Origin of the sequence: Streptomyces humi (assembly GCF_001005085.2) — a bacterium.
GTDB classification, from domain to species: domain Bacteria; phylum Actinomycetota; class Actinomycetes; order Streptomycetales; family Streptomycetaceae; genus Streptomyces; species Streptomyces humi.
On sequence record NZ_LBMU02000072.1, the window covers coordinates 1 to 25,177 of the forward strand.

General features: G+C 71.5%; 22 protein-coding genes. 19 read left to right on the forward strand and 3 right to left on the reverse strand.

From position 1 onward, the window contains the following. The first annotated feature begins 117 nt into the window (after positions 1–117). Genes AAW13_RS29360 through nusB form a run of 3 tightly spaced genes read left to right on the forward strand, consistent with a single transcriptional unit; the run spans position 118 to position 2,277 of the window. Positions 118–1,224, forward strand: a complete 1,107-nt coding sequence (locus AAW13_RS29360) for an aminopeptidase P family protein (protein ID WP_046726576.1) — start codon at positions 118–120, stop codon at positions 1,222–1,224. Positions 1,225–1,276: 52 nt separating this feature from the next. Further along, a complete protein-coding gene (gene efp / locus AAW13_RS29365; RefSeq protein WP_046726575.1) occupies positions 1,277–1,843 on the forward strand; it encodes an elongation factor P in 567 nt (188 codons plus the stop codon). Positions 1,844–1,845: 2 nt separating this feature from the next. Next, positions 1,846–2,277 carry a transcription antitermination factor NusB gene (gene nusB, locus AAW13_RS29370; RefSeq protein WP_046726574.1) on the forward strand — a complete coding sequence of 144 codons (432 nt, stop codon included), beginning with the start codon at positions 1,846–1,848 and terminating at the stop codon, positions 2,275–2,277. Positions 2,278–2,586: 309 nt separating this feature from the next. Here the strand turns inward: nusB and bldD are convergent, their stop codons facing one another. Further along, entirely contained in the window at positions 2,587–3,090 is a 504-nt protein-coding gene (gene bldD, locus AAW13_RS29375; protein WP_020938842.1) for a transcriptional regulator BldD, read from the reverse strand. 253 nt (positions 3,091–3,343) lie between these two features. Here bldD and pyrR point away from each other — a divergent pair, with 253 nt between their 5' ends. The 13 genes from pyrR (at position 3,344) to metK (ending at position 17,692) form a co-directional block, all read left to right on the forward strand. Next, positions 3,344–3,937: a bifunctional pyr operon transcriptional regulator/uracil phosphoribosyltransferase PyrR gene (pyrR, locus tag AAW13_RS29380; protein ID WP_046726573.1), complete on the forward strand. Its 594-nt coding sequence runs from the start codon at positions 3,344–3,346 to the stop codon at positions 3,935–3,937. 83 nt (positions 3,938–4,020) lie between these two features. Beyond that, on the forward strand, positions 4,021–5,001 hold the full coding sequence (locus tag AAW13_RS29385) for an aspartate carbamoyltransferase catalytic subunit (protein ID WP_046726572.1): 981 nt from the start codon (positions 4,021–4,023) through the stop codon (positions 4,999–5,001). 5 nt (positions 5,002–5,006) lie between these two features. Further along, entirely contained in the window at positions 5,007–6,293 is a 1,287-nt protein-coding gene (locus tag AAW13_RS29390; protein WP_046726571.1) for a dihydroorotase, read from the forward strand. Continuing rightward, positions 6,290–6,859, forward strand: coding sequence for a PH-like domain-containing protein (locus AAW13_RS29395; protein ID WP_046726570.1), 570 nt, complete (start codon positions 6,290–6,292; stop codon positions 6,857–6,859). The genes AAW13_RS29390 and AAW13_RS29395 overlap by 4 nt, the downstream gene beginning before the upstream one ends. Next, on the forward strand, positions 6,856–7,998 hold the full coding sequence (gene carA, locus AAW13_RS29400) for a glutamine-hydrolyzing carbamoyl-phosphate synthase small subunit (RefSeq protein WP_046726569.1): 1,143 nt from the start codon (positions 6,856–6,858) through the stop codon (positions 7,996–7,998). Before AAW13_RS29395 ends, carA begins: the two co-directional genes overlap by 4 nt. Then, positions 7,991–11,302, forward strand: coding sequence for a carbamoyl-phosphate synthase large subunit (gene carB, locus AAW13_RS29405; RefSeq protein ID WP_046726568.1), 3,312 nt, complete (start codon positions 7,991–7,993; stop codon positions 11,300–11,302). The genes carA and carB overlap by 8 nt, the downstream gene beginning before the upstream one ends. Positions 11,303–11,423: 121 nt before the next feature. Then, the gene (locus tag AAW13_RS29410) at positions 11,424–12,530 is read left to right on the forward strand and encodes a quinone-dependent dihydroorotate dehydrogenase (RefSeq protein ID WP_046726567.1); all 1,107 of its coding nucleotides are present in this window, start codon (positions 11,424–11,426) and stop codon (positions 12,528–12,530) included. After that, complete coding sequence (pyrF, locus tag AAW13_RS29415) at positions 12,527–13,372, forward strand: orotidine-5'-phosphate decarboxylase (protein WP_046726566.1); 846 nt, start codon at positions 12,527–12,529, stop codon at positions 13,370–13,372. Before AAW13_RS29410 ends, pyrF begins: the two co-directional genes overlap by 4 nt. A 267-nt stretch (positions 13,373–13,639) precedes the next feature. Beyond that, a complete protein-coding gene (locus AAW13_RS29420) occupies positions 13,640–13,963 on the forward strand; it encodes an integration host factor (protein WP_003977346.1) in 324 nt (107 codons plus the stop codon). A 60-nt stretch (positions 13,964–14,023) separates the two neighbouring features. After that, entirely contained in the window at positions 14,024–14,617 is a 594-nt protein-coding gene (gene gmk / locus AAW13_RS29425) for a guanylate kinase (protein WP_071659720.1), read from the forward strand. Positions 14,618–14,668: 51 nt separating this feature from the next. Next, positions 14,669–14,941, forward strand: a complete 273-nt coding sequence (gene rpoZ, locus AAW13_RS29430) for a DNA-directed RNA polymerase subunit omega (protein WP_030810584.1) — start codon at positions 14,669–14,671, stop codon at positions 14,939–14,941. A 73-nt stretch (positions 14,942–15,014) separates the two neighbouring features. Beyond that, positions 15,015–16,244 (forward strand): bifunctional phosphopantothenoylcysteine decarboxylase/phosphopantothenate--cysteine ligase CoaBC, encoded by a 1,230-nt coding sequence (gene coaBC, locus AAW13_RS29435; RefSeq protein WP_240528776.1) that lies wholly within the window; start codon positions 15,015–15,017, stop codon positions 16,242–16,244. 239 nt (positions 16,245–16,483) lie between these two features. Beyond that, positions 16,484–17,692 (forward strand): methionine adenosyltransferase, encoded by a 1,209-nt coding sequence (metK, locus tag AAW13_RS29440; protein ID WP_046726563.1) that lies wholly within the window; start codon positions 16,484–16,486, stop codon positions 17,690–17,692. 102 nt (positions 17,693–17,794) lie between these two features. On the opposite strand, the gene AAW13_RS29445 is transcribed toward metK, so the two are convergent. Then, entirely contained in the window at positions 17,795–19,147 is a 1,353-nt protein-coding gene (locus AAW13_RS29445) for an MFS transporter (protein ID WP_046726562.1), read from the reverse strand. Positions 19,148–19,331: 184 nt separating this feature from the next. Between AAW13_RS29445 and AAW13_RS29450 the strand changes: the two genes are divergently transcribed. Beyond that, positions 19,332–21,482, forward strand: coding sequence for a primosomal protein N' (locus AAW13_RS29450; protein ID WP_046726561.1), 2,151 nt, complete (start codon positions 19,332–19,334; stop codon positions 21,480–21,482). Between the two features lie 429 nt (positions 21,483–21,911). On the opposite strand, the gene AAW13_RS29455 is transcribed toward AAW13_RS29450, so the two are convergent. Continuing rightward, positions 21,912–22,460, reverse strand: coding sequence for a hypothetical protein (locus AAW13_RS29455; protein WP_046726560.1), 549 nt, complete (start codon positions 22,458–22,460; stop codon positions 21,912–21,914). Between the two features lie 234 nt (positions 22,461–22,694). Between AAW13_RS29455 and fmt the strand changes: the two genes are divergently transcribed. Beyond that, entirely contained in the window at positions 22,695–23,627 is a 933-nt protein-coding gene (fmt, locus tag AAW13_RS29460; RefSeq protein WP_046726559.1) for a methionyl-tRNA formyltransferase, read from the forward strand. A 97-nt stretch (positions 23,628–23,724) separates the two neighbouring features. Continuing rightward, entirely contained in the window at positions 23,725–25,152 is a 1,428-nt protein-coding gene (locus AAW13_RS29465) for an RsmB/NOP family class I SAM-dependent RNA methyltransferase (RefSeq protein ID WP_046726558.1), read from the forward strand. The last annotated feature ends 25 nt before the right edge of the window (positions 25,153–25,177 follow it).

A 25,177-nucleotide genomic window follows, 5' to 3' on the forward strand; every position in this document is an offset into this window, starting at 1 on the left:
GCGGGGAACTGCGCGACCAGCCCCCACCCGCCCGCCCGCACTCGACGACAGCGCCCGACCACCCCGCTCGGCCTCCTCCAACCGGCACGATTCGCCCATGACTCCTACGCTCGTGTCATGTCCGAGGTGTACGCCGCACGCCGAACCCGCCTGAGGGACCGCTGCCAGGCCAGCGGCAGCGCCTCCGCGCTGATCTCGCGCCCCGCCAACGTGAGGTACCTCGCCGGCGCCGCCCCGCACGGCTCCGTACTGCTGCTCGGGAAACGCGAGGACCTCCTCGTGGCACCCGGCCCGCTGGACGACCGTCCCACCGGGGCCCGCGTCGACGACTCCCTCCGGCCGCACCTTCTGGAAGGCCCCGCCGGCGACCCCGTGGTGGCCGCCGCCGGCCTCGCCGCCGCCCAGGGCACCGACGCCCTCGCCGTCGAGGAACACCACCTCACCGTGGCCCGGCACCGCGCCCTCGCCTCGGTCGCCCCGCGACTGCGCCTCGCCGATCTGGGCAGCGCGGTCGAGCAGCTCAGGGTCGTCAAGGACGAGGAGGAGATCTCCTGCCTGCGCATCGGCGCCGAGATCGCCGACCAGGCCCTCGGGGAACTGCTGGAGTCGATCCTCGTCGGCCGTACCGAACGGCACCTCGCCCTGGAGCTGGAGCGCCGGCTGGTCGACCACGGCGCCGACGGTCCGGCCTTCCGCACCTCCGTCGCCACCGGCCCGAACTCCGGGCGCCGCGGCCACCGCCCCACCGACCGGCGGGTCGAGGAGGGCGACTTCCTCTCCGTCTGCCTCGGCGCCACCTATCGCGGCTACCGCTGCGAGATCGGCCGTACCTTCGTCATCGGCACCTCGCCGGCGGACTGGCAGATCGAGCTGTACGACCTGGTCTTCGCCGCCCAGCGGGCCGGCCGGGAGAGCCTCGTACCCGGCGCCGCCTGCCGTGACGTGGACCGTGCCGCGCGCCAGGTACTGGACTCCGCGGGCCACTCCGAGGGACTGCAACCCCTCACCGGACACGGCGTGGGACTCGAAATCGACGAGGACCCGCAGCTCGCCCCCTCGGCCATGGGTAAACTGGACGCTTGCGTGCCGGTCACCGTCGAACCGGGGGTCCACCTCCCGGGCCGGGGCGGTGTCCGGATCGATGACACGCTCGTCGTGCGCCCCGAGGCGGACGGCGGACCCGAGCTACTCACCATCACGACCAAGGAGCTGCTCGCACTATAGGGAAGGTGCGTGCCCCGGGGTCGTCCACGTCAGTCCAGGAGATTCCGCAACCGTGGCTTCCACGAACGACCTCAAGAACGGCCTGGTGCTCAAGCTCGAAGGCGGCCAGCTCTGGTCCGTCGTCGAGTTCCAGCACGTCAAGCCCGGCAAGGGCCCCGCATTCGTGCGCACCAAGCTCAAGAACGTGCTGTCCGGCAAGGTCGTCGACAAGACCTTCAACGCCGGCGTCAAGGTCGAGACGGCCACTGTCGACAAGCGCGACATGCAGTTCTCGTACATGGACGGCGAGTACTTCGTCTTCATGGACATGGACACGTACGACCAGCTGCACATCGACCGGAAGACCGTCGGTGACGCCGCGAACTTCCTGATCGAGGGCTTCACGGCCGTCGTCGCCCAGCACGAGGGCGAGGTGCTCTTCGTCGAGCTGCCCGCCGCCGTCGAGCTGACCATCCAGGAGACCGAGCCCGGCGTCCAGGGCGACCGCTCCACCGGCGGCACCAAGCCCGCCACGCTGGAGACCGGCCACCAGATCCAGGTCCCGCTCTTCATCACCACCGGTGAGAAGATCAAGGTCGACACCCGCACCAGCGACTACCTCGGCCGGGTGAACAGCTAACCGTGGCTGCCCGCAACACGGCCCGCAAGCGCGCCTTCCAGATCCTCTTCGAGGGCGACCAGCGCGGGGCCGACGTCCTGACCGTGCTCGCGGACTGGGTCCGGCTGTCCCGGACCGACACCCGGCAGCCGCCGGTCAGCGAGTACACGATGCAGCTGGTCGAGGGCTACGCGGAACACGCCACGCGTATCGACGAGCTGATCGCCCAGTACTCGGTGGGCTGGACGCTGGACCGGATGCCGGTCGTCGACCGCAACATCCTGCGTCTCGGTGCCTACGAGCTGATCTGGGCCGACGAGACGCCGGACGCCGTCGTCCTCGACGAGATGGTGCAGCTGGCCAAGGAGTTCTCGACGGACGAGTCGCCGGCGTTCGTGAACGGGCTCCTCGGTCGCCTGAAGGAGCTGAAGCCGTCGCTGCGCCGGGAGGCGTAGCCGACGAGACGCCGGAGGGCTTGCAGCGAGGCTCGCTGCAAGCCCTCCGGCGTTTGTGTGCCCAATGGGGTGGGTGGTGCGGTCTTCGGGCGGCAGACGGCCGTCTGGGGCTTCTCGCGCAGTTCCTCGCGCCCCTGGGCACGTGCACTTCCCTGAGCTGAGGAGCCCGCGTCAGCCGCCGCGGAGGAGAACCGCGGGGCGTCGCGGAGGAGAACCGCCGGGCGTCGCAGAAGAAAACCGCCGGGGCGGGCCGGAACCATCCAGTTCCGGCCACCCCGGCGGCACGTTTCTGCTCAGTTGCTGTAAGGGTCAGGCGTCCTCGTGAGTGGCCACCGCGCGGCGGGCGTCCGCGTCCAGGACGCCCCAGCTGATCAGCTGCTCGGTGAGGACCGAGGGGGACTGGTCGTAGATGACGGCCAGTGTGCGCAGGTCGTCCTGGCGGATCGACAGCACCTTGCCGTTGTAGTCACCGCGCTGGGACTGGATGGTCGCCGCGTAGCGCTGGAGCGGGCCCGCCTTCTCGGCCGGCACCGTGGCCAGCCGCTCCAGGTCGAGGACCAGCTTCGGCGGGGGCTCGGCGGCACCGCCGGGGGTGGTGCCGGGCAGCAGCTCCTGCACCGGGACCCCGTAGAAATCCGCCAACTCGGCAAGACGCTGTACGGTCACGGCACGGTCGCCGCGTTCGTACGAACCGACCACCACGGCCTTCCAGCGCCCCTGGGACTTCTCCTCGACACCGTGGAGGGATAGGCCCTGCTGGGTGCGGATGGCCCGGAGCTTGGCCCCGAGCTGTTTGGCGTATTCGCTGGACATATAGCTCCCCGGACACTGTGTCGACGCGGCCGGCCTTGGTTCCCGCCGCGCGGCTGGTAACTCACTGTGAGGTTACGCAGCGTTACTCTCCTGCGTCAAGCCGAATGGTCCGCACCGACTCTTCCGTGGTGACGGTGGCCGGTTACGCCGAGGGGGTGATCGGGGGCCCGGACGCCACCTGCTACGGTGGATGGCGCAAATCCGACGTCCTTTAAGGTCCGTCCCGTGAGGCGGAGAAGGGGGTCCGTTTCGTATGGACAAGCAGGAACAGCAGGACAAGCGGGTCAGGCCTGAACTTCAGGCGTCCGATGCCCGGCCCGTTCTCGAAGGGCCCGACATCGCACGGGTGCTGACCCGCATCGCCCACGAGATCGTCGAACGCGCCAAGGGCGCCGACGACGTGGTGCTCCTCGGCATTCCGACCCGCGGCGTCTTCCTCGCCCGGCGGCTCGCCGCCAAGCTGGAGCAGATCACCGACCGCAAGATCCCGGTCGGCTCGCTCGACATCACCATGTACCGGGACGACCTGCGCATGCACCCGCCGCGCGCGCTGGCCCGCACCGAGATCCCCGGCGACGGCATCGACGGGAGACTGGTCGTCCTCGTCGACGACGTGCTCTTCTCGGGCCGCACCATCCGCGCCGCCCTCGACGCGCTGAACGACATCGGGCGCCCGCGCGCGGTTCAGCTCGCGGTCCTCGTCGACCGGGGCCACCGCGAACTGCCCATCCGCGCCGACTACGTCGGCAAGAACCTCCCCACGTCGTTGCGGGAGACGGTCAAGGTCCTGCTCGCCGAGGAGGACGGTCGCGACACCGTGCTGCTCGGCGCGAAGCCGGCCCAGTAGCAGTCCGAGGCCCGCGCCGGACCGGCGCGCCCTGGCCTGCCCGCAATCTCCCGATATGTGAACTGCCCTACGGAGCCTGACAGATGCAGCGTCATCTCATCTCGGCCGCCGACCTCACCCGCGACGACGCCGTCCTGATCCTCGACACCGCCGAGGAGATGGCCCGGGTCGCCGACCGGCCGATCAAGAAGCTGCCGACCCTGCGCGGCCGCACCGTCGTCAACCTCTTCTTCGAGGACTCGACCCGGACCCGGATCTCCTTCGAGGCCGCCGAGAAGCGCCTCTCCGCCGACGTCATCAACTTCACCGCCAAGGGATCGAGCGTCTCCAAGGGCGAGTCCCTCAAGGACACCGCCCAGACCCTGGAGGCGATGGGCGTCGACGCCGTCGTCATCCGGCACGGCGCCTCCGGCGCGCCCTACCGCCTGGCGAACTCCGGCTGGATCGACGCGGCCGTCATCAACGCGGGCGACGGCACCCACCAGCACCCCACCCAGGCCCTCCTGGACGCCTTCACCATGCGCCGCCGGCTCGTCGGCCGGGACGCCGGCATAGGGCAGGACCTGGCCGGCAAGCGCATCACCCTGGTCGGCGACGTCCTGCACAGCCGGGTCGCCCGCTCCAACGTCGACCTGCTGCACACCCTCGGCGCCGAGGTCACCCTGGTCGCCCCGCCCACCCTGGTGCCGGTCGGCGTCGAGCGCTGGCCCTGCGAGGTGTCGTACGACCTCGACGCCGTCCTCCCCAAGTCCGACGCGGTGATGATGCTGCGCGTGCAGCGGGAGCGCATGAACGCCGCGTTCTTCCCGACCGAGCGCGAGTACTCACGCCGCTACGGCCTCGACGGCGAGCGGATGGCGAAGATGCCCGAGCACGCCATCGTGATGCACCCCGGCCCGATGGTCCGCGGCATGGAGATCACCGCCGAGGTCGCCGACTCCGAGCGCTGCACCGTGGTCGAGCAGGTCGCGAACGGAGTCTCCATCCGGATGGCCGTCCTGTACCTCCTGCTCGGCGGCAACGAACCCGCCGTCAGTCACGCCCGTACCACCGAGGAGAAGTAAGACCCATGAGCAAGATCCTGATCCGTGGTGCGAAGGTGCTCGGCGGTGAGCCGCAGGACGTCCTCATCGACGGCGAGACGATCTCCCAGGTGGGCGCCGGGCTGCCCGCCGAGGGCGCCGAGGTCGTAGAAGCGGCCGGCAAGGTGCTGCTGCCGGGTCTCGTGGACCTCCACACGCATCTCCGCGAGCCCGGCCGCGAGGACTCCGAGACCGTCCTCACCGGCACCCGCGCGGCCGCGACCGGCGGCTACACGGCCGTGTTCGCCATGGCCAACACCTTCCCGGTCGCCGACACCGCCGGCGTGGTCGAGCAGGTCTACCGGCTCGGCCGGGAGCACGGCTACTGCGACGTCCAGCCCATCGGCGCCGTCACCGTCGGCCTGGAGGGCAGGAAGCTCGCCGAGCTGGGCGCCATGCACGAGTCGGCCGCCGGGGTCACCGTCTTCTCCGACGACGGCAAGTGCGTCGACGACGCCGTGATCATGCGCCGCGCCCTGGAGTACGTGAAGGCCTTCGGCGGGGTCGTCGCCCAGCACGCGCAGGAGCCGCGGCTGACCGAGGGCGCCCAGATGAACGAGGGGATCGTCTCGGCGGAACTGGGGCTGGGCGGCTGGCCCGCCGTCGCCGAGGAGTCGATCATCGCCCGGGACGTCCTGCTCGCCGAGCACGTCGGCTCCCGCGTCCACATCTGCCACCTTTCGACCGCCGGCTCCGTCGAGATCGTCCGCTGGGCCAAGTCCCGCGGCATCGACGTCACCGCCGAGGTCACCCCGCACCACCTCCTGCTCACCGACGAGCTGGTGCGGTCGTACAACCCGGTCTACAAGGTCAACCCGCCGCTGCGCACCGAGCGCGACGTGCTGGCGCTGCGCGAGGCCCTGGCCGACGGCACCATCGACATCGTCGCCACCGACCACGCCCCGCACCCGCACGAGGACAAGGACTGCGAGTGGGCCGCGGCCGCCATGGGGATGGTGGGCCTGGAGACCGCGCTGTCGGTGGTCCAGGAGACCATGGTGGACACCGGCCTGCTGACCTGGGCCGGCGTCGCCGACCGGATGTCCGTCAAGCCCGCGCGGATCGGACAGGCGACCGGCCACGGCCGTCCCGTCTCGGCTGGTGAGCCCGCCAACCTCACCCTGGTCGACACGGAATACCGTGGCCTGGTGGACCCCGCGGGCTTCGCCTCACGCAGCCGCAACACCCCTTACGAGGGACGCGAGCTGCCGGGCCGTGTCACCCACACGTGGCTGCGGGGCAAGGCGACGCTCGTGGACGGGAAGCTCACGTGACACCTCTCATCCTGCTGGCAGACGAGAAGAAGTCGGCCGCGGTCACCGACTGGGCCGCGCGCATCGGCTGGCTGGTCGGCCTGGCGCTCTTCGTCGCGCTCGTCTACTGGCTGATGCGCGAGGGCTGGAAATGGCGGGGCACGCTCCAGGGCGACCTGCCCGAGCTGCCCAGCGCGCCGGAGGAGCCCGGTGCCGTGAGACTGACCATGAGCGGCCGCTACCACGGCTCCACCACCGCCGGGCAGTGGCTGGACCGCATCGTGGCCCGTGGCCTCGGCTCCCGCAGCCGGGCCGAGCTCACCCTGACCGACGCGGGCCTGGACGTCGTACGTCCCGGCGCGACCGACTTCTTCATCCCCGCCGCCGCGCTCCGTGAGGCCCTGCTGGGCAAGGGCATCGCGGGCAAGGTCCTCACCGAGGGCGGACTGCTCGTGGTGACCTGGCAGCACGGCGACAAACTGATCGACTCCGGTTTCCGCTCCGACCACGCGGCCGAGCACACCGAATGGGTCGACGCCATCAACTCCATGACCAAGACCAACAGCACGGAAGGCGCCGAACGATGACGACCTCCACCAGGGGAACCGACCAGGTTCCCGCCGTACTCGTCCTGGAGGACGGCCGGATCTTCCGCGGCCGCGCCTACGGGGCCGTGGGGGAGACCTTCGGCGAGGCCGTGTTCTCCACCGGCATGACCGGTTACCAGGAGACCCTCACCGACCCCTCCTACGACCGCCAGATCGTGGTCGCCACCGCCCCGCAGATCGGCAACACGGGCTGGAACGACGAGGACGACGAGTCCAGCCGCATCTGGGTCTCCGGCTACGTCGTGCGCGACCCTGCGCGCGTGCCCTCCAACTGGCGCGCCAAGCGTTCGCTGGACGCGGAACTGGTGGCGCAGGGCGTGGTCGGCATCTCCGGGATCGACACCCGCGCCCTCACCCGCCACCTGCGCGAGCGCGGGTCCATGCGGTCCGGCATCTTCTCCGGTGCGGCGATCGCCACCGACGCCGAGCTTCTCGCGCGCGTGCAGGCCCAGCCGCACATGAAGGGCGCCAGCCTCTACGAGGAGGTCGCCACCAAGGAGACCTACGTCGTCCCGGCCGTCGGGCAGAAGCGATTCACCGTCGCCGCCGTCGACCTCGGCATCAAGGGCATGACCCCGCAGCGGATGGCCGAGCGCGGCATCGAGGTGCACGTGCTGCCCGCCACCGCCACCGAGGAGGACGTGTTCGCCGTCTCCCCGGACGGTGTGTTCTTCTCCAACGGCCCCGGCGACCCGGCCACGGCCGACGGCCCGGTGGCCCTGATGACCGCCGTGCTGGAGCGGAAGACCCCGCTGTTCGGCATCTGCTTCGGCAACCAGATCCTCGGCCGCGCGCTCGGCTTCGGCACCTACAAGCTGAAGTACGGCCACCGGGGCATCAACCAGCCGGTGCAGGACCGTACGACCGGCAAGGTCGAGGTCACCGCGCACAACCACGGATTCGCCGTGGACGCGCCGCTCGACCAGGTCAGCGAGACGAGGTTCGGCCGCGCCGAGGTCTCGCACGTGTGCCTGAACGACGACGTCGTGGAGGGGCTCCAGCTGCTCGACCAGCCGGCCTTCTCCGTCCAGTACCACCCCGAAGCGGCAGCGGGCCCGCACGACGCCGCCTACCTGTTCGACCGCTTCGTTTCCCTGATGGAGGGCCAGCGTGCCTAAGCGCACCGATATCCAGTCCGTCCTGGTCATCGGCTCCGGCCCGATCGTCATCGGCCAGGCCGCCGAGTTCGACTACTCCGGCACCCAGGCCTGCCGCGTGCTGCGCGCCGAGGGCCTGCGGGTCATCCTGGTCAACTCCAACCCGGCGACGATCATGACCGACCCGGAGATCGCCGACGCGACGTACGTCGAGCCGATCACGCCCGAGTTCGTCGAGAAGATCATCGCCAAGGAGCGTCCCGACGCCCTGCTGCCCACCCTGGGCGGTCAGACGGCCCTGAACACCGCTATCTCGCTCGACGAGAACGGCGTCCTCGCCAAGTACGGCGTCGAGCTGATCGGCGCCAACGTCGAGGCCATCAACAAGGGCGAGGACCGCGACCTCTTCAAGGAGGTCGTCGAGGAGGTCCGCCGCAAGATCGGGCACGGCGAGTCCGCCCGCTCCGTCATCTGCCACACCATGGACGAGGTCATCGCCGGCGTCGAGGAGCTCGGCGGCGGCTACCCGGTCGTGGTGCGTCCCTCCTTCACCATGGGCGGCGCCGGTTCCGGCTTCGCCCACGACGAGGAGGAGCTGCGCCGGATCGCCGGTCAGGGCCTCACGCTCTCGCCGACCACCGAGGTGCTCCTGGAGGAGTCCATCCTCGGCTGGAAGGAGTACGAGCTGGAGCTGATGCGCGACAAGCACGACAACGTCGTGGTCGTCTGCTCCATCGAGAACTTCGACCCGATGGGCGTGCACACCGGTGACTCGATCACCGTCGCCCCGGCCATGACGCTGACCGACCGCGAGTACCAGATCCTGCGGGACATCGGCATCGCCGTGATCCGCGAGGTCGGCGTGGACACGGGCGGCTGCAACATCCAGTTCGCGGTGAACCCCGAGGACGGCCGCGTCATCGTCATCGAGATGAACCCGCGCGTGTCGCGCTCCTCCGCGCTCGCGTCCAAGGCGACCGGCTTCCCGATCGCGAAGATCGCGGCGAAGCTGGCGGTCGGCTACACCCTGGACGAGATCCCCAACGACATCACGCAGGAGACCCCGGCCTCCTTCGAGCCCACGCTCGACTATGTGGTCGTCAAGGCTCCCCGGTTCGCGTTCGAGAAGTTCCCGCAGGCGGACTCCACGCTGACCACCACCATGAAGTCGGTCGGCGAGGCCATGGCCATCGGCCGCAACTTCACCGAGGCCTTCCAGAAGGCGCTGCGCTCGCTGGAGAAGAAGGGCAGCCAGTTCACCTTCGTCGGCGACCCCGGCGACAAGGAGGCCCTGCTGCACGAGGCGGTACGGCCCACCGACGGCCGGATCAACACCGTCATGCAGGCCATCCGCGCGGGTGCCACCCCCGAGGAGGTCTTCGAGTACACGAAGATCGACCCCTGGTTCGTGGACCAGCTGTTCCTGATCAAGGAGATCGCCGACGAACTGGCCGGCGCCGCCGAGCTGAGCGCCGGACTGCTTGCCGAGGCCAAGCGGCACGGCTTCTCCGACCAGCAGATCAGCGAGATCCGCGGACTGCGCGAGGACGTCGTGCGCGAGGTGCGGCACGCGCTCGGGGTGCGCCCGGTCTACAAGACGGTCGACACCTGCGCCGCCGAGTTCGCCGCGAAGACGCCGTACTTCTACTCCTCCTACGACGAGGAGACCGAGGTCGCGCGGCGCGAGAAGCCGGCCGTCATCATCCTGGGCTCCGGTCCGAACCGCATCGGCCAGGGCATCGAGTTCGACTACTCCTGCGTGCACGCGTCCTTCGCGCTCAGCGACGCGGGCTACGAGACCGTCATGGTCAACTGCAACCCGGAGACCGTCTCCACCGACTACGACACCTCCGACCGGCTGTACTTCGAGCCGCTCACCCTGGAGGACGTGCTGGAGATCGTCCACGCCGAGCAGCAGGCCGGTCCGGTCGCGGGCGTCGTCGTCCAGCTGGGCGGCCAGACCCCGCTGGGCCTGTCGCAGGCGCTGAAGGACAACGGCGTCCCGATCGTCGGGACGTCCCCCGAGGCGATCCACGCGGCCGAGGACCGGGGCGCCTTCGGGCGGGTGCTGGCCGAGGCGGGCCTGCCGGCCCCCAAGCACGGCACGGCCACCACCTTCGCCGAGGCCAAGGCCATCGCCGACGAGATCGGCTACCCGGTGCTGGTGCGGCCCTCCTACGTGCTCGGCGGGCGCGGCATGGAGATCGTCTACGACGAGACCCGGCTCGAGGCCTACATCGCCGAGTCGACCGAGATCAGCCCCACCCGGCCGGTCCTGGTCGACCGGTTCCTGGACGACGCGATCGAGATCGACGTCGACGCCCTCTACGACGGCGAGGAGCTCTACCTCGGCGGCGTGATGGAGCACATCGAGGAGGCCGGCATCCACTCCGGCGACTCGGCGTGCGCCCTGCCGCCGATCACCCTCGGCGGCTTCGACATCAAGCGGCTGCGGGCCTCCACCGAGGCCATCGCGCGCGGTGTCGGCGTACGAGGCCTGATCAACATCCAGTTCGCGATGGCCGGGGACATCCTGTACGTCCTCGAGGCCAACCCGCGTGCCTCCCGCACGGTCCCCTTCACCTCGAAGGCGACCGCGGTGCCGCTGGCGAAGGCCGCCGCCCGGATCTCGCTGGGCGCGACCGTCGCCGAACTGCGCGCCGAGGGGCTGCTGCCGGCCCACGGGGACGGTGGCGAACTGCCCTTCGACGCGCCGATCTCCGTCAAGGAGGCGGTCATGCCGTGGTCGCGGTTCCGGGACATCCAGGGGCGCGGTGTGGACACCGTGCTCGGCCCGGAGATGCGCTCCACCGGTGAGGTCATGGGCATCGACTCGGTCTTCGGCACGGCCTACGCCAAGTCGCAGGCCGGCGCGTACGGGCCGCTGCCGACCAAGGGCCGCGCGTTCATCTCGGTCGCCAACCGCGACAAGCGGTCGATGATCTTCCCGGCACGTGAGCTGGTCGCCCACGGCTTCGAACTGCTCGCCACGTCCGGCACGGCCGAGGTGCTGAAGCGCAACGGCATCAACGCGACGGTCGTCCGCAAGCAGTCGGAGGGCATCGGGCCGAACGGCGAGAAGACGATCGTCCAGCTCATCCACGACGGCGAGGTCGACCTCATCGTCAACACCCCGTACGGCACGGGGGGTCGCCTGGACGGGTACGAGATCCGGACGGCCGCGGTGGCCCGGTCGGTGCCGTGCCTGACGACCGTGCAGGCGCTGGCGGCGGCCGTGCAGGGGATCGACGCGCTGAACCACGGGGACGTGGGGGTGCGGTCGCTCCAGGAGCATGCGGAGCGTCTGACCGCGGCTCGGGACTAGAAGGTCGTAGTGAGGCTGCGGGCCGGCTGTGGCTGGTCGCGCAGTTCCCCGCGCCCCTTCAGGGCGCTCCACTGAGGGGGGACTCCGGAGACGGCGTCCCCCCTCCGTATGAGGACCACTGATGTACAAGATCTTCTTTCGGCTCGTCTTCCGGCGGATGGACCCGGAACGGGCCCATCACCTCGCCTTCCGGTGGATCCGGCTCGCCGCCCGGGTCCCCGTGCTGCGGACCTTCCTCGCCGCCGCGCTCGCGCCCCGCCACAAGGAGCTGCGCACCGAGGCCTTCGGGCTGCGGATGCACGGGCCCTTCGGGCTGGCCGCCGGGTTCGACAAGAACGCCGTCGCCATCGACGGGATGTCGATGCTCGGGTTCGACCACGTCGAGATCGGCACGGTGACCGGGGAGGCGCAGCCCGGCAACCCCAGGAAGCGGCTGTTCCGGCTGGTCGCCGACCGCGCACTGATCAACCGCATGGGTTTCAACAACGACGGCTCGCTGACCGTCGCGGCCCGGCTCGCGACCCGGGAGCCCGTCTTCCGGACCGTCGTGGGCGTCAACATCGGCAAGACCAAGGTCGTGCCGGAGGCCGAGGCCGTCGGCGACTACGTGAAGTCCGCCGAGCGGCTCGCGCCGTACGCCGACTACCTGGTCGTGAACGTCTCGTCGCCGAACACGCCGGGCCTGCGCGACCTCCAGGCCACCGAGGCGCTGAGGCCGCTGCTGAGCGCCGTCCGCGAGGCCGCCGACCGGGTGGTGGCCCACCGCCGGGTCCCGCTGCTGGTCAAGATCGCGCCGGATCTCGCCGACGAGGACGTGGACGCCGTCGCCGATCTGGCCGTGGAACTGGGACTGGACGGGATCATCGCGACCAACACCACCATCGCGCGCGAGGGCCTCGGGCTGCGGTCCGACGCCGGTCTGGTCAAGGAGACCGGTGGGCTCTCCGGGGCACCGCTGAAGGAGCGCTCCCTGGAGGTGCTGCGGCGCCTCTACGCGCGCGTGGGCGACCGGATCACCCTGGTGGGCGTCGGCGGCGTGGAGAACGCCGAGGACGCCTGGCAGCGCATCCTGGCCGGTGCCACGCTCGTCCAGGGCTACAGCGCCTTCATCTACGAGGGACCCTTCTGGGGCCGCGCCGTCCACAAGGGCCTCGCGGCGCGTCTGCGCACCAGCCCGTACGCCACCCTCGCCGACGCGGTCGGCGCCGACGTGAGGAAACCCGTATGAGCCCCCTGGAGCCCTTCGGCGCCCGGCTGCGCCGCGTGATGGACGAGCGCGGTCCGCTGTGCGTCGGCATCGACCCGCACGCCTCGCTGCTCTCCGAGTGGGGACTGGACGACGACGTGGCGGGCCTGGAGCGGTTCAGCCGCACCGTCGTCGAGGCGGTGGCCGACCGGGTCGCCGTCATGAAGCCGCAGAGCGCCTTCTTCGAGCGGTTCGGCTCGCGCGGGGTGGCCGTTCTGGAGCGGGTGGTGCGGGAGGCGCGGGACGCCGGGACGCTCGTCGTCATGGACGCCAAGCGCGGTGACATCGGCTCGACCATGGCCGGGTACGCGCAGGCCTTCCTGAGCAAGGACGCCCCGCTGTTCTCGGACGCCCTGACCGTGTCGCCGTACCTCGGCTACGGCTCGCTCAGCCCGGCCGTCGCGCTGGCCCGGGAGAGCGGGGCCGGCCTGTTCGTGCTGGCCCTCACCTCGAACCCGGAGGGCCCGGAGGTGCAGCACGCGGTGCGCGCGGACGGCCGTACGGTCGGCGCGACCATGCTGGCGCACCTGGCCGCCGAGAACGCGGGGGAGGAGCCGCTGGGGTCCTTCGGCGCGGTCGTCGGCGCCACGGTCGGCGACCTGTCGTCGTACGACCTCGCCATCAACGGTCCGCTCCTCGCACCCGGTGTCGGCGCGCAGGGGGCGACGGCCGCCGATCTGCCGACGGTGTTCGGCGCGGCCGTGCGCAACGTGATTCCAAACGTGAGCCGAGGTGTTTTGCGTCACGGTCCCGACGTCGGGGCCCTGCGGGCGGCGGCCGACCGGTTCGCGGGCGAGATCCGGGACGTCGTCGCAGGTGGATGACGACTCCGAGAAGTGCTCCCGCGGGCGTTCCGGCCACGGCTTGAATGTGAATACATCCTCAAATCGCGGGCAGTATGTCTGAAATGTCCGGCCTGACGGAGGCTGACCAGGACTTTTCCGCTGTTCTCGCTGACTCCGGCGGACTTGCCCGCTAGTCTCCGAGCAGAGTCAACGGGCAAGCGTGTTGCTCGTAGCTCCCCTGGTGTGGGGCGACTAGGTTCCTCACCGGTCCGTATCCGACAGTTCGACATCCGAGGTGACGTAGGCGTGGCTCTTCCGCCCCTTACCCCTGAACAGCGCGCAGCCGCGCTCGAAAAGGCCGCCGCGGCTCGCCGGGAGCGGGCCGAGGTCAAGAATCGACTCAAGCACTCCGGCGCCTCTCTCCACGAGGTCATCAAGCAGGGTCAGGAAAACGACGTCATCGGCAAGATGAAGGTCTCCGCCCTGCTCGAGTCCCTGCCGGGCGTGGGCAAGGTCCGCGCCAAGCAGATCATGGAGCGACTCGGTATCTCCGAGAGCCGCCGCGTGCGTGGTCTCGGTTCCAACCAGATCGCCTCCCTGGAGCGCGAGTTCGGCAGCACCGGCTCCTGATCGCCGAGCCGTCCGGGAGGGCCGTCCCGGACGGCCTGCGATTGCTGGAATAATCGCTGCATGGCTGCAACATCCCGGGGGACGACCCCCGAGCCCCCGGACGTACGTCCGCGACTGACCGTGCTCTCCGGCCCCTCCGGGGTCGGCAAGAGCACGGTCGTCGCTCATATGCGCAAGGAACACCCGGAGGTCTGGCTCTCGGTGTCGGCCACCACCCGCAGGCCCCGTCCCGGTGAGAAGCACGGAGTCCACTACTTCTTCGTCTCCGACGACGAGATGGACAAGCTGATCGCCAACGGCGAGCTCCTGGAGTGGGCCGAGTTCGCGGGCAACCGCTACGGCACGCCGCGCGCGGCCGTCCTGGAGCACCTGGAGTCCGGGGTGCCGGTTCTCCTGGAGATCGACCTCCAGGGCGCCCGGCAGGTCCGCGAGACCATGCCGGAGGGCCGGCTGGTGTTCCTGGCCCCTCCCTCCTGGGAGGAGCTGGTGCGCAGGCTCACCGGGCGCGGCACCGAGGCGCCCGAGGTGATCGATCGCCGACTGGACGCGGCCAAGATCGAACTGGCCGCCGAGCCGGAGTTCGACGAGACGCTGGTCAACACCTCCGTCGAGGACGTGGCGCGCGAGCTGCTAGCCTTGATGGACGTTGTGTGATCGTCGCCGATCATTCAGACTGAATCTTTCCCATCCATCGGAAGGCAGAGCGTGTCCTCTTCCATCACCGCGCCCGAGGGCATCATCAACCCTCCGATCGACGAGCTCCTCGAGGCCACCGACTCGAAGTACAGCCTCGTGATCTACGCGGCCAAGCGCGCCCGTCAGATCAACGCGTACTACTCGCAGCTCGGCGAGGGCCTCCTCGAGTACGTCGGTCCGCTCGTCGACACCCACGTCCACGAGAAGCCGCTCTCCATCGCCCTGCGCGAGATCAACGCGGGTCTGCTGACCTCCGAGGCCATCGAGGGCCCGGTGCAGTAGTACTTTCGTATTGCAGTTGACTTATCCACAGGCCCGGCAGCCGACTGCCGGGCCTGTGGTGTGTGATGGCGTCATGGATTCGACGAGTGGAGGCCCGGTGGGCAAGCCGAAGGTCGTGCTGGGGGTCAGCGGCGGCATCGCCGCGTACAAGGCCTGTGAGCTGTTGAGGAGGTTCACCGAGTCGGGACACGACGTCCGGGTCGTGCCCACCGCCTCCGCTCTGCACTTCGTCGGGGCCGCCACCTGGTCCGCCCTCTCCGGCAACCCCGTCTCCACCGAGGTCTGGGACGGCGTCGAGGAGGTCCCGCACGTCCGCATCGGCCAGCACGCCGACCTGGTCGTGGTCGCCCCCGCCACCGCCGACATGCTCGCCAAGGCGGCCCACGGCCTCGCCGACGACCTGCTCACCAACACCCTCCTCACGGCCCGCTGCCCGGTCGTCTTCGCCCCCGCCATGCACACCGAGATGTGGGAACACCCGGCCACCCAGGAGAACGTGGCCACGCTGCGCCGCCGCGGCGCCGTCGTGGTCGAACCGGCGGTCGGCCGGCTCACCGGCGTCGACACCGGCAAGGGCCGGCTGCCGGACCCGGCGGAGATCTTCGAGGTGTGCCGCCGGGTCCTGGCCCGGGGCGTGGCCGAGCCCGACCTGAGGGGCCGCCACGTCGTCGTCTCCGCCGGCGGCACCCGCGAGCCCCTGGACCCGGTCCGCTTCCTGGGCAACCGCTCCTCCGGCAAGCAGGGCTACGCGCTCGCCCGTACGGCCGCCGCGCGGGGCGCCCGGGTGACCCTGGTCGCCGCCAACACCACCGGCCTGCCGGACCCGGCAGGCGTGGACGTGGTCCCGGTCGGTACGGCCGTGCAACTGCGCGAGGCGGTACTGAAGGCGGCCGCCGACGCGGACGCCGTGGTGATGGCCGCCGCCGTCGCCGACTTCCGCCCCGCGGTCTACGCGGCCGGGAAGATCAAGAAGAAGGACGGCCAGGAACCGGAGCCGATCGTTCTCGTGCGGAATCCGGACATCCTCGCGGAGATCTCGGCCGACCGGGCGCGGCCCGGACAGGTGATCGTGGGCTTCGCCGCGGAGACGGACGACGTGCTCGCCAACGGCCGGACCAAGCTGGCGCGCAAGGGCTGCGACCTGCTCGTGGTGAACGAGGTGGGGGAGCGCAAGACCTTCGGTTCCGAGGAGAACGAGGCCGTGGTGCTGGGCGCCGACGGCAGCGAGACCCCCGTGCCGCACGGACCGAAGGAGGCCCTCGCCGACACCGTCTGGGATCTCGTGGCGGCCCGTTTGGGTTAACTTATTTCAGCCATATGTCAACTTTCCCGGACACGACATTGCGGTGCGGTGCCTCTGGTCAAGGCCGCCGACCATTGGGCAGAATGCCCGTGCCGCAGGTCACAGCACTTCCGAGTGTCGAGACAGGTGGGCCGGCGGCCGAGTGCGACCGATAAACTGTTCTCGGACGACGCCCGGGTGCAGCCCCCGTGTCGTCCGCCAATGATCAGACAGCAGCCGCTGCAACCCCAGGGAGCGTTGTGTCCCGTCGCCTGTTCACCTCGGAGTCCGTGACCGAGGGCCACCCCGACAAGATCGCTGACCAGATCAGCGACACCATTCTCGACGCGCTGCTGCGCGAGGACCCGACCTCCCGGGTCGCCGTCGAGACGCTGATCACCACCGGCCTGGTGCACGTGGCCGGCGAGGTCACGACCAAGACGTACGCGGACATCGCGACGCTGGTCCGCAACAAGATCCTCGAGATCGGCTACGACTCCTCGAAGAAGGGCTTCGACGGAGCCTCCTGCGGCGTCTCGGTCTCGATCGGCGCGCAGTCCCCGGACATCGCCCAGGGCGTGGACACGGCGTACGAGAACCGGGTCGAGGGCGACGAGGACGAGCTCGACAAGCAGGGCGCCGGTGACCAGGGCCTGATGTTCGGCTACGCGACCGACGAGACGCCGACCCTGATGCCGCTGCCGATCTTCCTGGCGCACCGGCTGTCGAAGCGCCTCTCCGAGGTCCGCAAGAACGGCACCATCCCCTACCTGCGCCCCGACGGCAAGACGCAGGTCACCATCGAGTACGACGGTGACAAGGCCGTCCGTCTCGACACGGTCGTGGTCTCCAGCCAGCACGCCTCGGACATCGACCTGGAGTCGCTGCTCGCCCCCGACATCCGCGAGTTCGTGGTGGAGGCGGAGCTGAAGGCGCTGCTGGACGACGGCATCAAGCTCGACACCGAGAACTACCGTCTGCTGGTCAACCCGACCGGCCGTTTCGAGATCGGCGGCCCGATGGGCGACGCCGGTCTGACCGGCCGCAAGATCATCATTGACACCTACGGCGGCATGGCCCGGCACGGTGGCGGTGCCTTCTCGGGCAAGGACCCGTCCAAGGTCGACCGCTCGGCCGCCTACGCGATGCGCTGGGTCGCCAAGAACGTGGTCGCGGCCGGTCTGGCCGCCCGCTGCGAGGTCCAGGTCGCGTACGCGATCGGCAAGGCCGAGCCGGTGGGTCTGTTCGTCGAGACCTTCGGCACCGCGAAGATCGACCACGAGAAGATCGAGAAGGCGATCGACGAGGTCTTCGACCTGCGTCCGGCCGCGATCATCCGTGACCTCGACCTGCTCCGCCCGATCTACGCCCAGACCGCGGCGTACGGTCACTTCGGCCGTGAGCTCCCCGAGTTCACCTGGGAGAAGACCGACCGGGTGGACGCGCTGCGCAAGGCCGCCGGCCTCTAGGCGGACACCGGCAGAGCATTCGACGCCGGCTCCTGAGGCCACCGGAAGGTGGTCGCGGGAGCCGGCGTCGTCGTCCGGCGGGCCGGATGCCGGGACGTCCGGTCACGGCACGCGCGGCCGCGCGGCCTCCGGAGCCGGTTCCGTGTCCCCGGCAGGCCCCGAGAGCGGCCCCTCGGCCGCGCGGGTGCCCTTGATGTAGCGGGCCGCGACGATCGCGAGCAGCGAAGCGGCGGACAGGGTGTAGAGACCGCCGGTGGTGCTGCCGGTGGTGTCCTTGAGGTACCCGAACAGGAACGGGGAGACGAAGCCGCCGAGGTTGCCGATCGAGTTGACCAGCGCCAGGCCCGGCGCGGCGATCTTCAGGTCCAGCCCGGACTGGGCCATCGGCCAGAACAGGGTGGCCGCGCACTTGGAACCGACCCCGGCGAGGGTGATCGCGGCGAGCCCGAACCACGGCGAACCGAGGGTGGCCAGGTAGGTGCCGACCGCGGACAGCAGCAGGGTCACCGCGAGGAAGGGGCGCCGGTCGGGGGCGCGGTCGGTGAAGTGGCTCATCGAGTACATCGCGATCATGGACGCGACCGCGGGCACCGCCGAGAGCAGTCCGACCTCGAAGGACGACAGTCCGTTGATCTCCTCGATCAGGCTGGGCAGCCAGAAGGTGATCGCGTACCCGGTGAGGGTCATCGCGAAGAACGCGCCGGTCAGCAGGGCCACCTGCGGATGGAACATCAGCCGCAGCCGCGAGACCTTCGGCGCCCGCTCGCGCTCCGCCTCGTCCCGGGTCACGGCCGCGCGCAGGGCGCTCTTCTCGTCGGCGGCCAGCCAGCGCGCGTCCTCGATCCGCGAGACCAGGAAGAACCCGGCGATGATGCCGACGACGACCGACAGGGTGCCTTCGATTCCGAACATCCATCGCCAGCCGGCGACGCCGCCCGCGCCGTGCAGTTCGAGCAGGGCCCCGGTGACCGGCCCGGTGACGATGCCGGCGGCCGCCGAGCCACCGAGGAAGATCGCGGTGGCCCGGCCCCGGCTGGAGTCGGGCAGCCACTGGGTGATGTAGAGCAGCGCGCCGGGGAAGAAGCCGGCCTCGGCGACACCCAGCAGGAAACGCAGCACGTAGAACGTGGTGACGTTGTGGATGAAGCACATCGCCACGATCACCAGGCCCCAGGTGATCATGATCCTGGTCAGCCAGACCCGGGCGCCGAAGCGCTCCAGCAGCATGTTGCTGGGTACCTCGAAGAGCGCGTACCCGATGAAGAAGAGCCCCGCCCCGAGCCCGTACGCCGTCGCGCTGACACCGACGTCCGCGCGCAGCTCGTCCTGGATGAACCCCACGTTCGTCCGGTCCAGGTTGTTGACCAGCAGCATCAGCACCAGGATCGGCATCATCCGGCGAAGGAACTTCCCGACCGCCCGCTGCTCGGCCCCTACCAAAGCCACGTCTGACATCGTTGTCTCCCGCTTCCGTGCATGTACGTGAATTTCAGTCACGTAGATGGGCACATTAGGGAAGCTGATCTTCCGGGTCAATGGGTTGAACCTATGGACATGTATGTGAATGACGGTCGCGGCGCAGGCGGAGGGGCGTCCCGCGGCCCGGCCGTTGTCAGCGGCGTTTGGTAAGAATGCAAGCGTGAGCAGCGAGAACGGGCAGGGGGGCGAGGGCGCCGAAGGGGCGCCCCCGGAGCAGCTCGCGCTCATCCGGGAGAGCGTGCGGGGCGCCAAGGTGCCCCGGGCCAAGCCGCGGACCTGGCGGGGCGCCGCGCTCGCCGAACGGCTGCCGGTGGCGCGGGTGCTGGTGGACAAGGGGGTCCTGCATCTCGACCGGTACTTCGACTACGCCGTCCCCGCCGAGCTGGACGCCGAAGCGCAGCCCGGAGTGCGGGTGCGGGTCCGGTTCGGGGCGGGCCGGCACCGGGTGCGGGACGGCCGCCGGGAGGGCGGGGGCCTCATCGACGGCTTCCTGGTCGAGCGGCTCGCCGAGTCCGACTACTCCGGACCGCTGGCCGCGCTGGCCCAGGTCGTCTCGCCCGAGCCGGTGCTGGGCGAGGAACTGCTGCGGCTGACGCGGGCCGTCGCCGACCGCTACGCGGGCAGCCTCGCCGACGTGCTCCAGCTCGCCGTGCCACCGCGCAGCGCACGGGCGGAGAAGCGGCCCTCGCCGGAACCGCTGCCGCCGCCCCCGGCGCCGGGCCCCGGCTCCTGGGCGCGGTACGAGTACGGGCCCGCGTTCATCGAGTCGCTGGCCGCCGGGGGCGCACCGCGTGCCGTGTGGAGCACCCTGCCCGGCCCGGGCTGGAGCGAGGAGATCGCCCGGGCCGCCGCCGCCACGCTCGCCTCGGGGCGCGGCGCGCTGGTCGTCGTACCGGACGGGCGGGCCGCCGCCCGGGTCGACGCGGCGCTCATCGGCCTGCTCGGTGCGGGGCGGCACGCGCTGCTCACGGCCGACGCCGGGCCCGAGAAGCGGTACGCACAGTGGCTCGCGGTCAGCCGCGGGTCGGTGCGGGCCGTGGTGGGGACGCGGGCCGCCATGTTCGCACCGGTACGGAACCTGGGACTCGTCGCCATCTGGGACGACGGGGACGACAGTCACAGCGAGCCGCACGCCCCCCAGCCGCACGCAAGGGACGTGCTGCTGCTGCGCGCGGCGCTCGACGGGTGCGGCTTCCTGCTCGGGGGCTGGAGCTGCACGGTCGAAGCCGCGCAACTGGTCGAGAACGGCTGGGCGCGGCCCCTGGTGGCCGGCCGGGAGCAGGTCCGGCGGACCGCGCCCCTGGTCCGGACCGTCGGGGACGGCGACCTCGCCCGGGACGAGGCCGCGCGGGCCGCCCGGCTGCCGACCCTCGCCTGGCAGGCCGTCCGGGACGGACTGCGGCACGGGCCGGTGCTGGTCCAGGTGCCGCGGCGCGGCTACGTCCCGCGGATGGCCTGCGCCCGCTGCCGGGAACCGGCGCGCTGCCGGCACTGTGCCGGGCCGCTGGAGGCGCAGGACGCGGGCGCGCTGCGGTGCGGGTGGTGCGGGCGTGAGGAGAGCGACTGGCACTGCCCGGCGTGCGGTGGCTTCCGGCTGCGTGCCCAGGTGGTCGGGGCGCGGCGGACCGCGGAGGAACTGGGGCGCGCCTTTCCCGCCGTGCCGGTGCGGACCTCGGGGCGGGAACACGTGCTGGACACCGTGCCGGGGACCCCGGCGCTGGTCGTGAGCACCCCGGGCGCCGAACCGGTCGCCGAAGGCGGCTACGCGGCGGCCCTTCTGCTGGACGGCTGGGCCATGCTCGGGCGGCCGGACCTGCGGGCCGGCGAGGACGCGCTGCGCCGGTGGCTGGCGGCCGGGGCGCTGGTACGGCCGCAGGGGGAAGGGGGCACCGTGGTCGTCGTCGCGGAGCCGACGCTGCGGCCCGTGCAGGCGCTGGTGCGGTGGGATCCGGTCGGGCACGCGGTGCGCGAACTGGCCGAGCGGGCCGAGCTGGGCTTTCCGCCGGTGTCCCGGATGGCGGCGGTGTCGGGGACCGCGCAGGCGCTGGGTGAGTTCCTCGGTACGGCCGAACTGCCCCCGGAAGCCGAGCTGTTGGGACCGGTCCCTCTCCCCGTTGTGCGGGCCGGGGCGCCCCGGCGGGCGGGCGCGCCACCACCCGGGGAGCACTGGGAGCGGGCGCTGCTACGGGTACCCCCGGGAAGCGGCGCGGCGCTGGCGGCCGCCCTGAAGTCCGCCCAGGCGGCCCGGATGGCACGGGGGAGCGGGGAGACGGCGGTACGGGTACGGATCGACCCCCCGGACATCGGGTGACGAGACGGGGCGGTGGGACCGGGGTGCGAGGCCGGATGGCGAGATCGGGCGACGTGACCGGGTGATGAGGCCGGGGCGAGACGGGGCGGTGACACCGGGCGGCGAAACGGGGTGGCGGGACCGGGTGATGGGACCGGGTGATGGGGCCGGGTGATGGGGCCGGGTGGCGAGGTCGGGGACGCGACCGGGGCGAGATCGAGGAGCCGCGGCATCGGGGAGCCGACGTCAGGGAGCCAACAGCGCGGAGCGGACGTCGGGGAGTTGGCGTCGGGGAGTTGGCGTCGGGTGACGAAGCCGGGTGGCGAGATCGGGTTGCCAAGGAGGGGCGGCCTGGTGGACGGCTGCCCTCCCGGGTGCTTGCCGGGAGGGCGGAGGGCGGGCGGGTGAGCCCTTGCGGTCAGCCGTGGCGGGTGTCTCGCGCCGGGTGCGTCAGCCGTTGCGCGGGCCGGGGAAGGCGGTCGGCCTGGCCTCGTCACGCAGGGTGGGGCTGCCCGCGGTGGGCTGGGTCGGCATGGAGCGGGCGGCCGGAACCGTGGGCACGGTGGGCAGGCCGGGGCCCACGTTGAGCGTGCGGGTGCCCGAGGGCTCCGTCGGCCGCTCGGTCTCGGGGACCGCCGCGGTCTGGGCCGTGGCGCGGCGGGCGCCGTAACGGCGGTGCACCGCCTGCTTGGTGACTCCGAGCGCGGAGCCCACCGCGTCCCACGAGAAGCCCAGTGAGCGGTCGAAGTCCACGGCGGCCGTGACCAGGGTTTCGACGCTGTCCCGGAGCTCCTGGGCGAGCCGGACCGTCGGGGCGGGGGCACGTCCGTAGACGACGAAGCCCGTGGACGGGCCGGAGCGGCGTGGGCGGTACACGTTGCCCAACTGGGCGGTGAGCGTACGCAGTGCGTCCACCTGCCGGCGGACCCGCTCGATGTCCCGCACCAACAAGTGCAGGCTGGCCCGGGCCTGGGCGTCGTGGGTTGCGTGGTCGGCCATGAACAAGCCTCTCGAACCGGCGTTGAAAGGAATGGGCCGCGCGTGCGGCCCGGTGTGGTCAACTCTCTCTTGACCAACGCGTGGGCGCTCCGCTGGTCACGGTGTGGGGGCGTATGGGCATATGCGTACGCCGTGCGGGGCGTCCCGCACCACCGCGCTCTCCCGCCTCCCGACCGGGGCCATAGACTGGTGCGTCGCCCGTGTTGGTGTCGTCCGAGAGGCCCCCAGTCCCCCATGAAGCTCGTCTTCGCCGGTACCCCCGAAGTCGCCGTTCCCGCCCTGGACGCGCTCATCGCCTCCGGCCGGCACGAGGTGGCCGCCGTGGTCACGCGGCCCGACGCGCCGGCCGGACGGGGGCGCAGGCTGGTCGCCTCGCCCGTGGCCGAGCGGGCGCAGGAGGCCGGGATCGAGGTGCTGCGCCCGGCGAAGCCGCGCGACCCGGAGTTCCTGGAGCGGCTGCGGGCCATCGCGCCGGACTGCTGCCCGGTGGTGGCCTACGGGGCCCTGCTGCCGCGCGTCGCCCTCGACGTGCCGGTCCACGGCTGGGTCAACCTGCACTTCTCGCTGCTGCCCGCCTGGCGCGGGGCGGCACCCGTCCAGCACTCCATCATGGCGGGGGACGAGATCACGGGCGCGTCCACCTTCCTCATCGAGGAGGGCCTGGACTCGGGGCCCGTCTACGGCACCGTCACCGAGGAGATCCGTCCCACCGACACCAGCGGTGACCTGCTGACGCGGCTCGCCTTCGCCGGGTCCGGGCTGCTCGCCGCCACCATGGACGGCATCGAGGACGGCACGCTCAAGGCCGTACCGCAGCCCGCCGACGGCATCACCCTCGCCCCGAAGATCACCGTCGAGGACGCCAGGGTCGAGTGGTCGACGCCCGCGCTGCGCGTCGACCGGGTGGTGCGGGGCTGCACCCCGGCCCCCGGTGCCTGGACCACCTTCCGCGGTGAGCGGCTGAAGCTGATCCAGGTCGCGCCGGTGCCCGAGCGGACCGGTCTCGCGCCGGCCGAGATCGCCGTCGGCAAGAACAGCGTGCACGTGGGGACCGCGTCGTACGCCGTGGAACTGCTGTGGGTGCAGGCGCAGGGCAAGAAGCCGATGCGGGCGGCCGACTGGGCGCGCGGCGTGCGGATCGGCCCCGGGGAGACCCTCGGCGGCTGAGCGCCCGTCCTCCCGGCTGTTTCCCGGCGGCGGCTTTCCGACGTGCCCGGCGTACGCTGGAAGGCCGCACCATTCCCGTACCCGGAGCACCTTTTTCGTGAGCGAGCAGTCCCGGCGGCCGCGCAGACCCGCCAAGCCCTACCGCCGTCCCCAGAAGGACCCCGTCCGCATCCTCGCCTTCGAGGCGCTGCGTGCCGTGGACGAGCGGGACGCGTACGCCAACCTCGTGCTGCCGCCGCTGCTGCGCAAGGCCCGGGAGAAGGAGGGGCCCGAGAAGTTCGACGGGCGGGACGCCGCGCTCGCCACCGAGCTGGTGTACGGGACGCTGCGCCGGCAGGGGACCTACGACGCGATCATCGCCGCGTGCGTGGACCGGCCGTTGCGCGAGGTCGACCCGCCGGTCCTGGACGTGCTCAGCCTCGGAGCGCACCAGTTGCTGGGCACCCGGATCCCCAGCCACGCCGCCGTCTCCGCCTCCGTGGAACTCGCCCGTGTGGTGCTGGGCGACGGCCGGGCCAAATTCGTCAACGCGGTGCTCCGCAAGGTCGCCCAGGACGACCTGGAGGGGTGGATCGCCCGGGTCGCGCCCCCTTATGACGAGGATCCCGAGGACCACCTCGCTGTCGTGCACTCGCACCCGCGCTGGGTCGTCTCCGCGCTCTGGGACTCCCTGGGCGGCGGCCGCGCCGGGATCGAGGAACTCCTGGCCGCCGACAACGAACGGCCCGAGGTGACGCTGGTCGCCCGGCCGGGGCGGGCCACCACCGAGGAACTGCTCCGCGAGGAAGCGGCGGTGCCGGGGCGCTGGTCGCCGTACGCCGTGCGGCTCGCCGAGGGCGGCGAGCCCGGTGCCGTCCCGGCCGTCCAGGAGGGCCGGGCCGGGGTCCAGGACGAGGGCAGCCAGCTGGTGGCCCGCGCGCTCGCCGACGCGCCGGTCGAGGGGCGGGACGAGAAGTGGCTGGACGGCTGCGCCGGACCCGGTGGCAAGGCCGCACTGCTGGCCGCGCTCGCCGCCGAACGCGGGGCTTCGCTGCTCGCCTCGGAGAAGCAGCCGCACCGGGCCGGTCTGGTCGCCAGGGCGCTGCACGGCAACCCGGGCCCGTACCAGGTCATCGCCGCCGACGGCACCAGGCCGCCGTGGCAGCCCGGCACCTTCGACCGGGTCCTGATGGACGTCCCGTGCACGGGTCTGGGCGCGTTGCGCCGCCGCCCCGAGGCACGGTGGCGCCGCCGCCCCGAGGACCTCGACAACTTCGCCCCGCTCCAGCGTGCCCTGCTGCGCACCGCGATCGACTCGGTCCGGGTGGGCGGTGTGGTCGGCTACGCCACCTGTTCCCCGCACCTCGCGGAGACGCGCGCGGTCGTGCAGGACGTTCTCAAGCAGCGGCCGGAGACCGAACTGCTGGACGCGCGGCCGCTGCTGCCGGGGGTGCCGGAGCTGGGCGAGGGGCCGGACGTGCAGCTGTGGCCGCACCTGCACGGCACCGACGCGATGTACCTGGCGCTGATCCGCAGGACCGGCTGAGACGCCCCGTAAGGAGGGGCGCTGG

What these genes read in the sequence shown, in the direction of transcription:
- AAW13_RS29360 (WP_046726576.1), top strand. Translation starts at nt 118, where the DNA reads ATGTCCGAGGTGTACGCCGCACGCCGAACCCGCCTGAGGGACCGCTGC.
- bldD (WP_020938842.1), bottom strand. Translation starts at nt 3,090, where the DNA reads ATGTCCAGCGAATACGCCAAACAGCTCGGGGCCAAGCTCCGGGCCATC.
- pyrR (WP_046726573.1), top strand. Translation starts at nt 3,344, where the DNA reads ATGGACAAGCAGGAACAGCAGGACAAGCGGGTCAGGCCTGAACTTCAG.
- AAW13_RS29385 (WP_046726572.1), top strand. Translation starts at nt 4,021, where the DNA reads ATGCAGCGTCATCTCATCTCGGCCGCCGACCTCACCCGCGACGACGCC.
- AAW13_RS29390 (WP_046726571.1), top strand. Translation starts at nt 5,007, where the DNA reads ATGAGCAAGATCCTGATCCGTGGTGCGAAGGTGCTCGGCGGTGAGCCG.
- carA (WP_046726569.1), top strand. Translation starts at nt 6,856, where the DNA reads ATGACGACCTCCACCAGGGGAACCGACCAGGTTCCCGCCGTACTCGTC.
- AAW13_RS29410 (WP_046726567.1), top strand. Translation starts at nt 11,424, where the DNA reads ATGTACAAGATCTTCTTTCGGCTCGTCTTCCGGCGGATGGACCCGGAA.
- pyrF (WP_046726566.1), top strand. Translation starts at nt 12,527, where the DNA reads ATGAGCCCCCTGGAGCCCTTCGGCGCCCGGCTGCGCCGCGTGATGGAC.
- gmk (WP_071659720.1), top strand. Translation starts at nt 14,024, where the DNA reads ATGGCTGCAACATCCCGGGGGACGACCCCCGAGCCCCCGGACGTACGT.
- coaBC (WP_240528776.1), top strand. Translation starts at nt 15,015, where the DNA reads ATGGATTCGACGAGTGGAGGCCCGGTGGGCAAGCCGAAGGTCGTGCTG.
- AAW13_RS29445 (WP_046726562.1), bottom strand. Translation starts at nt 19,147, where the DNA reads ATGTCAGACGTGGCTTTGGTAGGGGCCGAGCAGCGGGCGGTCGGGAAG.
- AAW13_RS29455 (WP_046726560.1), bottom strand. Translation starts at nt 22,460, where the DNA reads ATGGCCGACCACGCAACCCACGACGCCCAGGCCCGGGCCAGCCTGCAC.
- fmt (WP_046726559.1), top strand. Translation starts at nt 22,695, where the DNA reads ATGAAGCTCGTCTTCGCCGGTACCCCCGAAGTCGCCGTTCCCGCCCTG.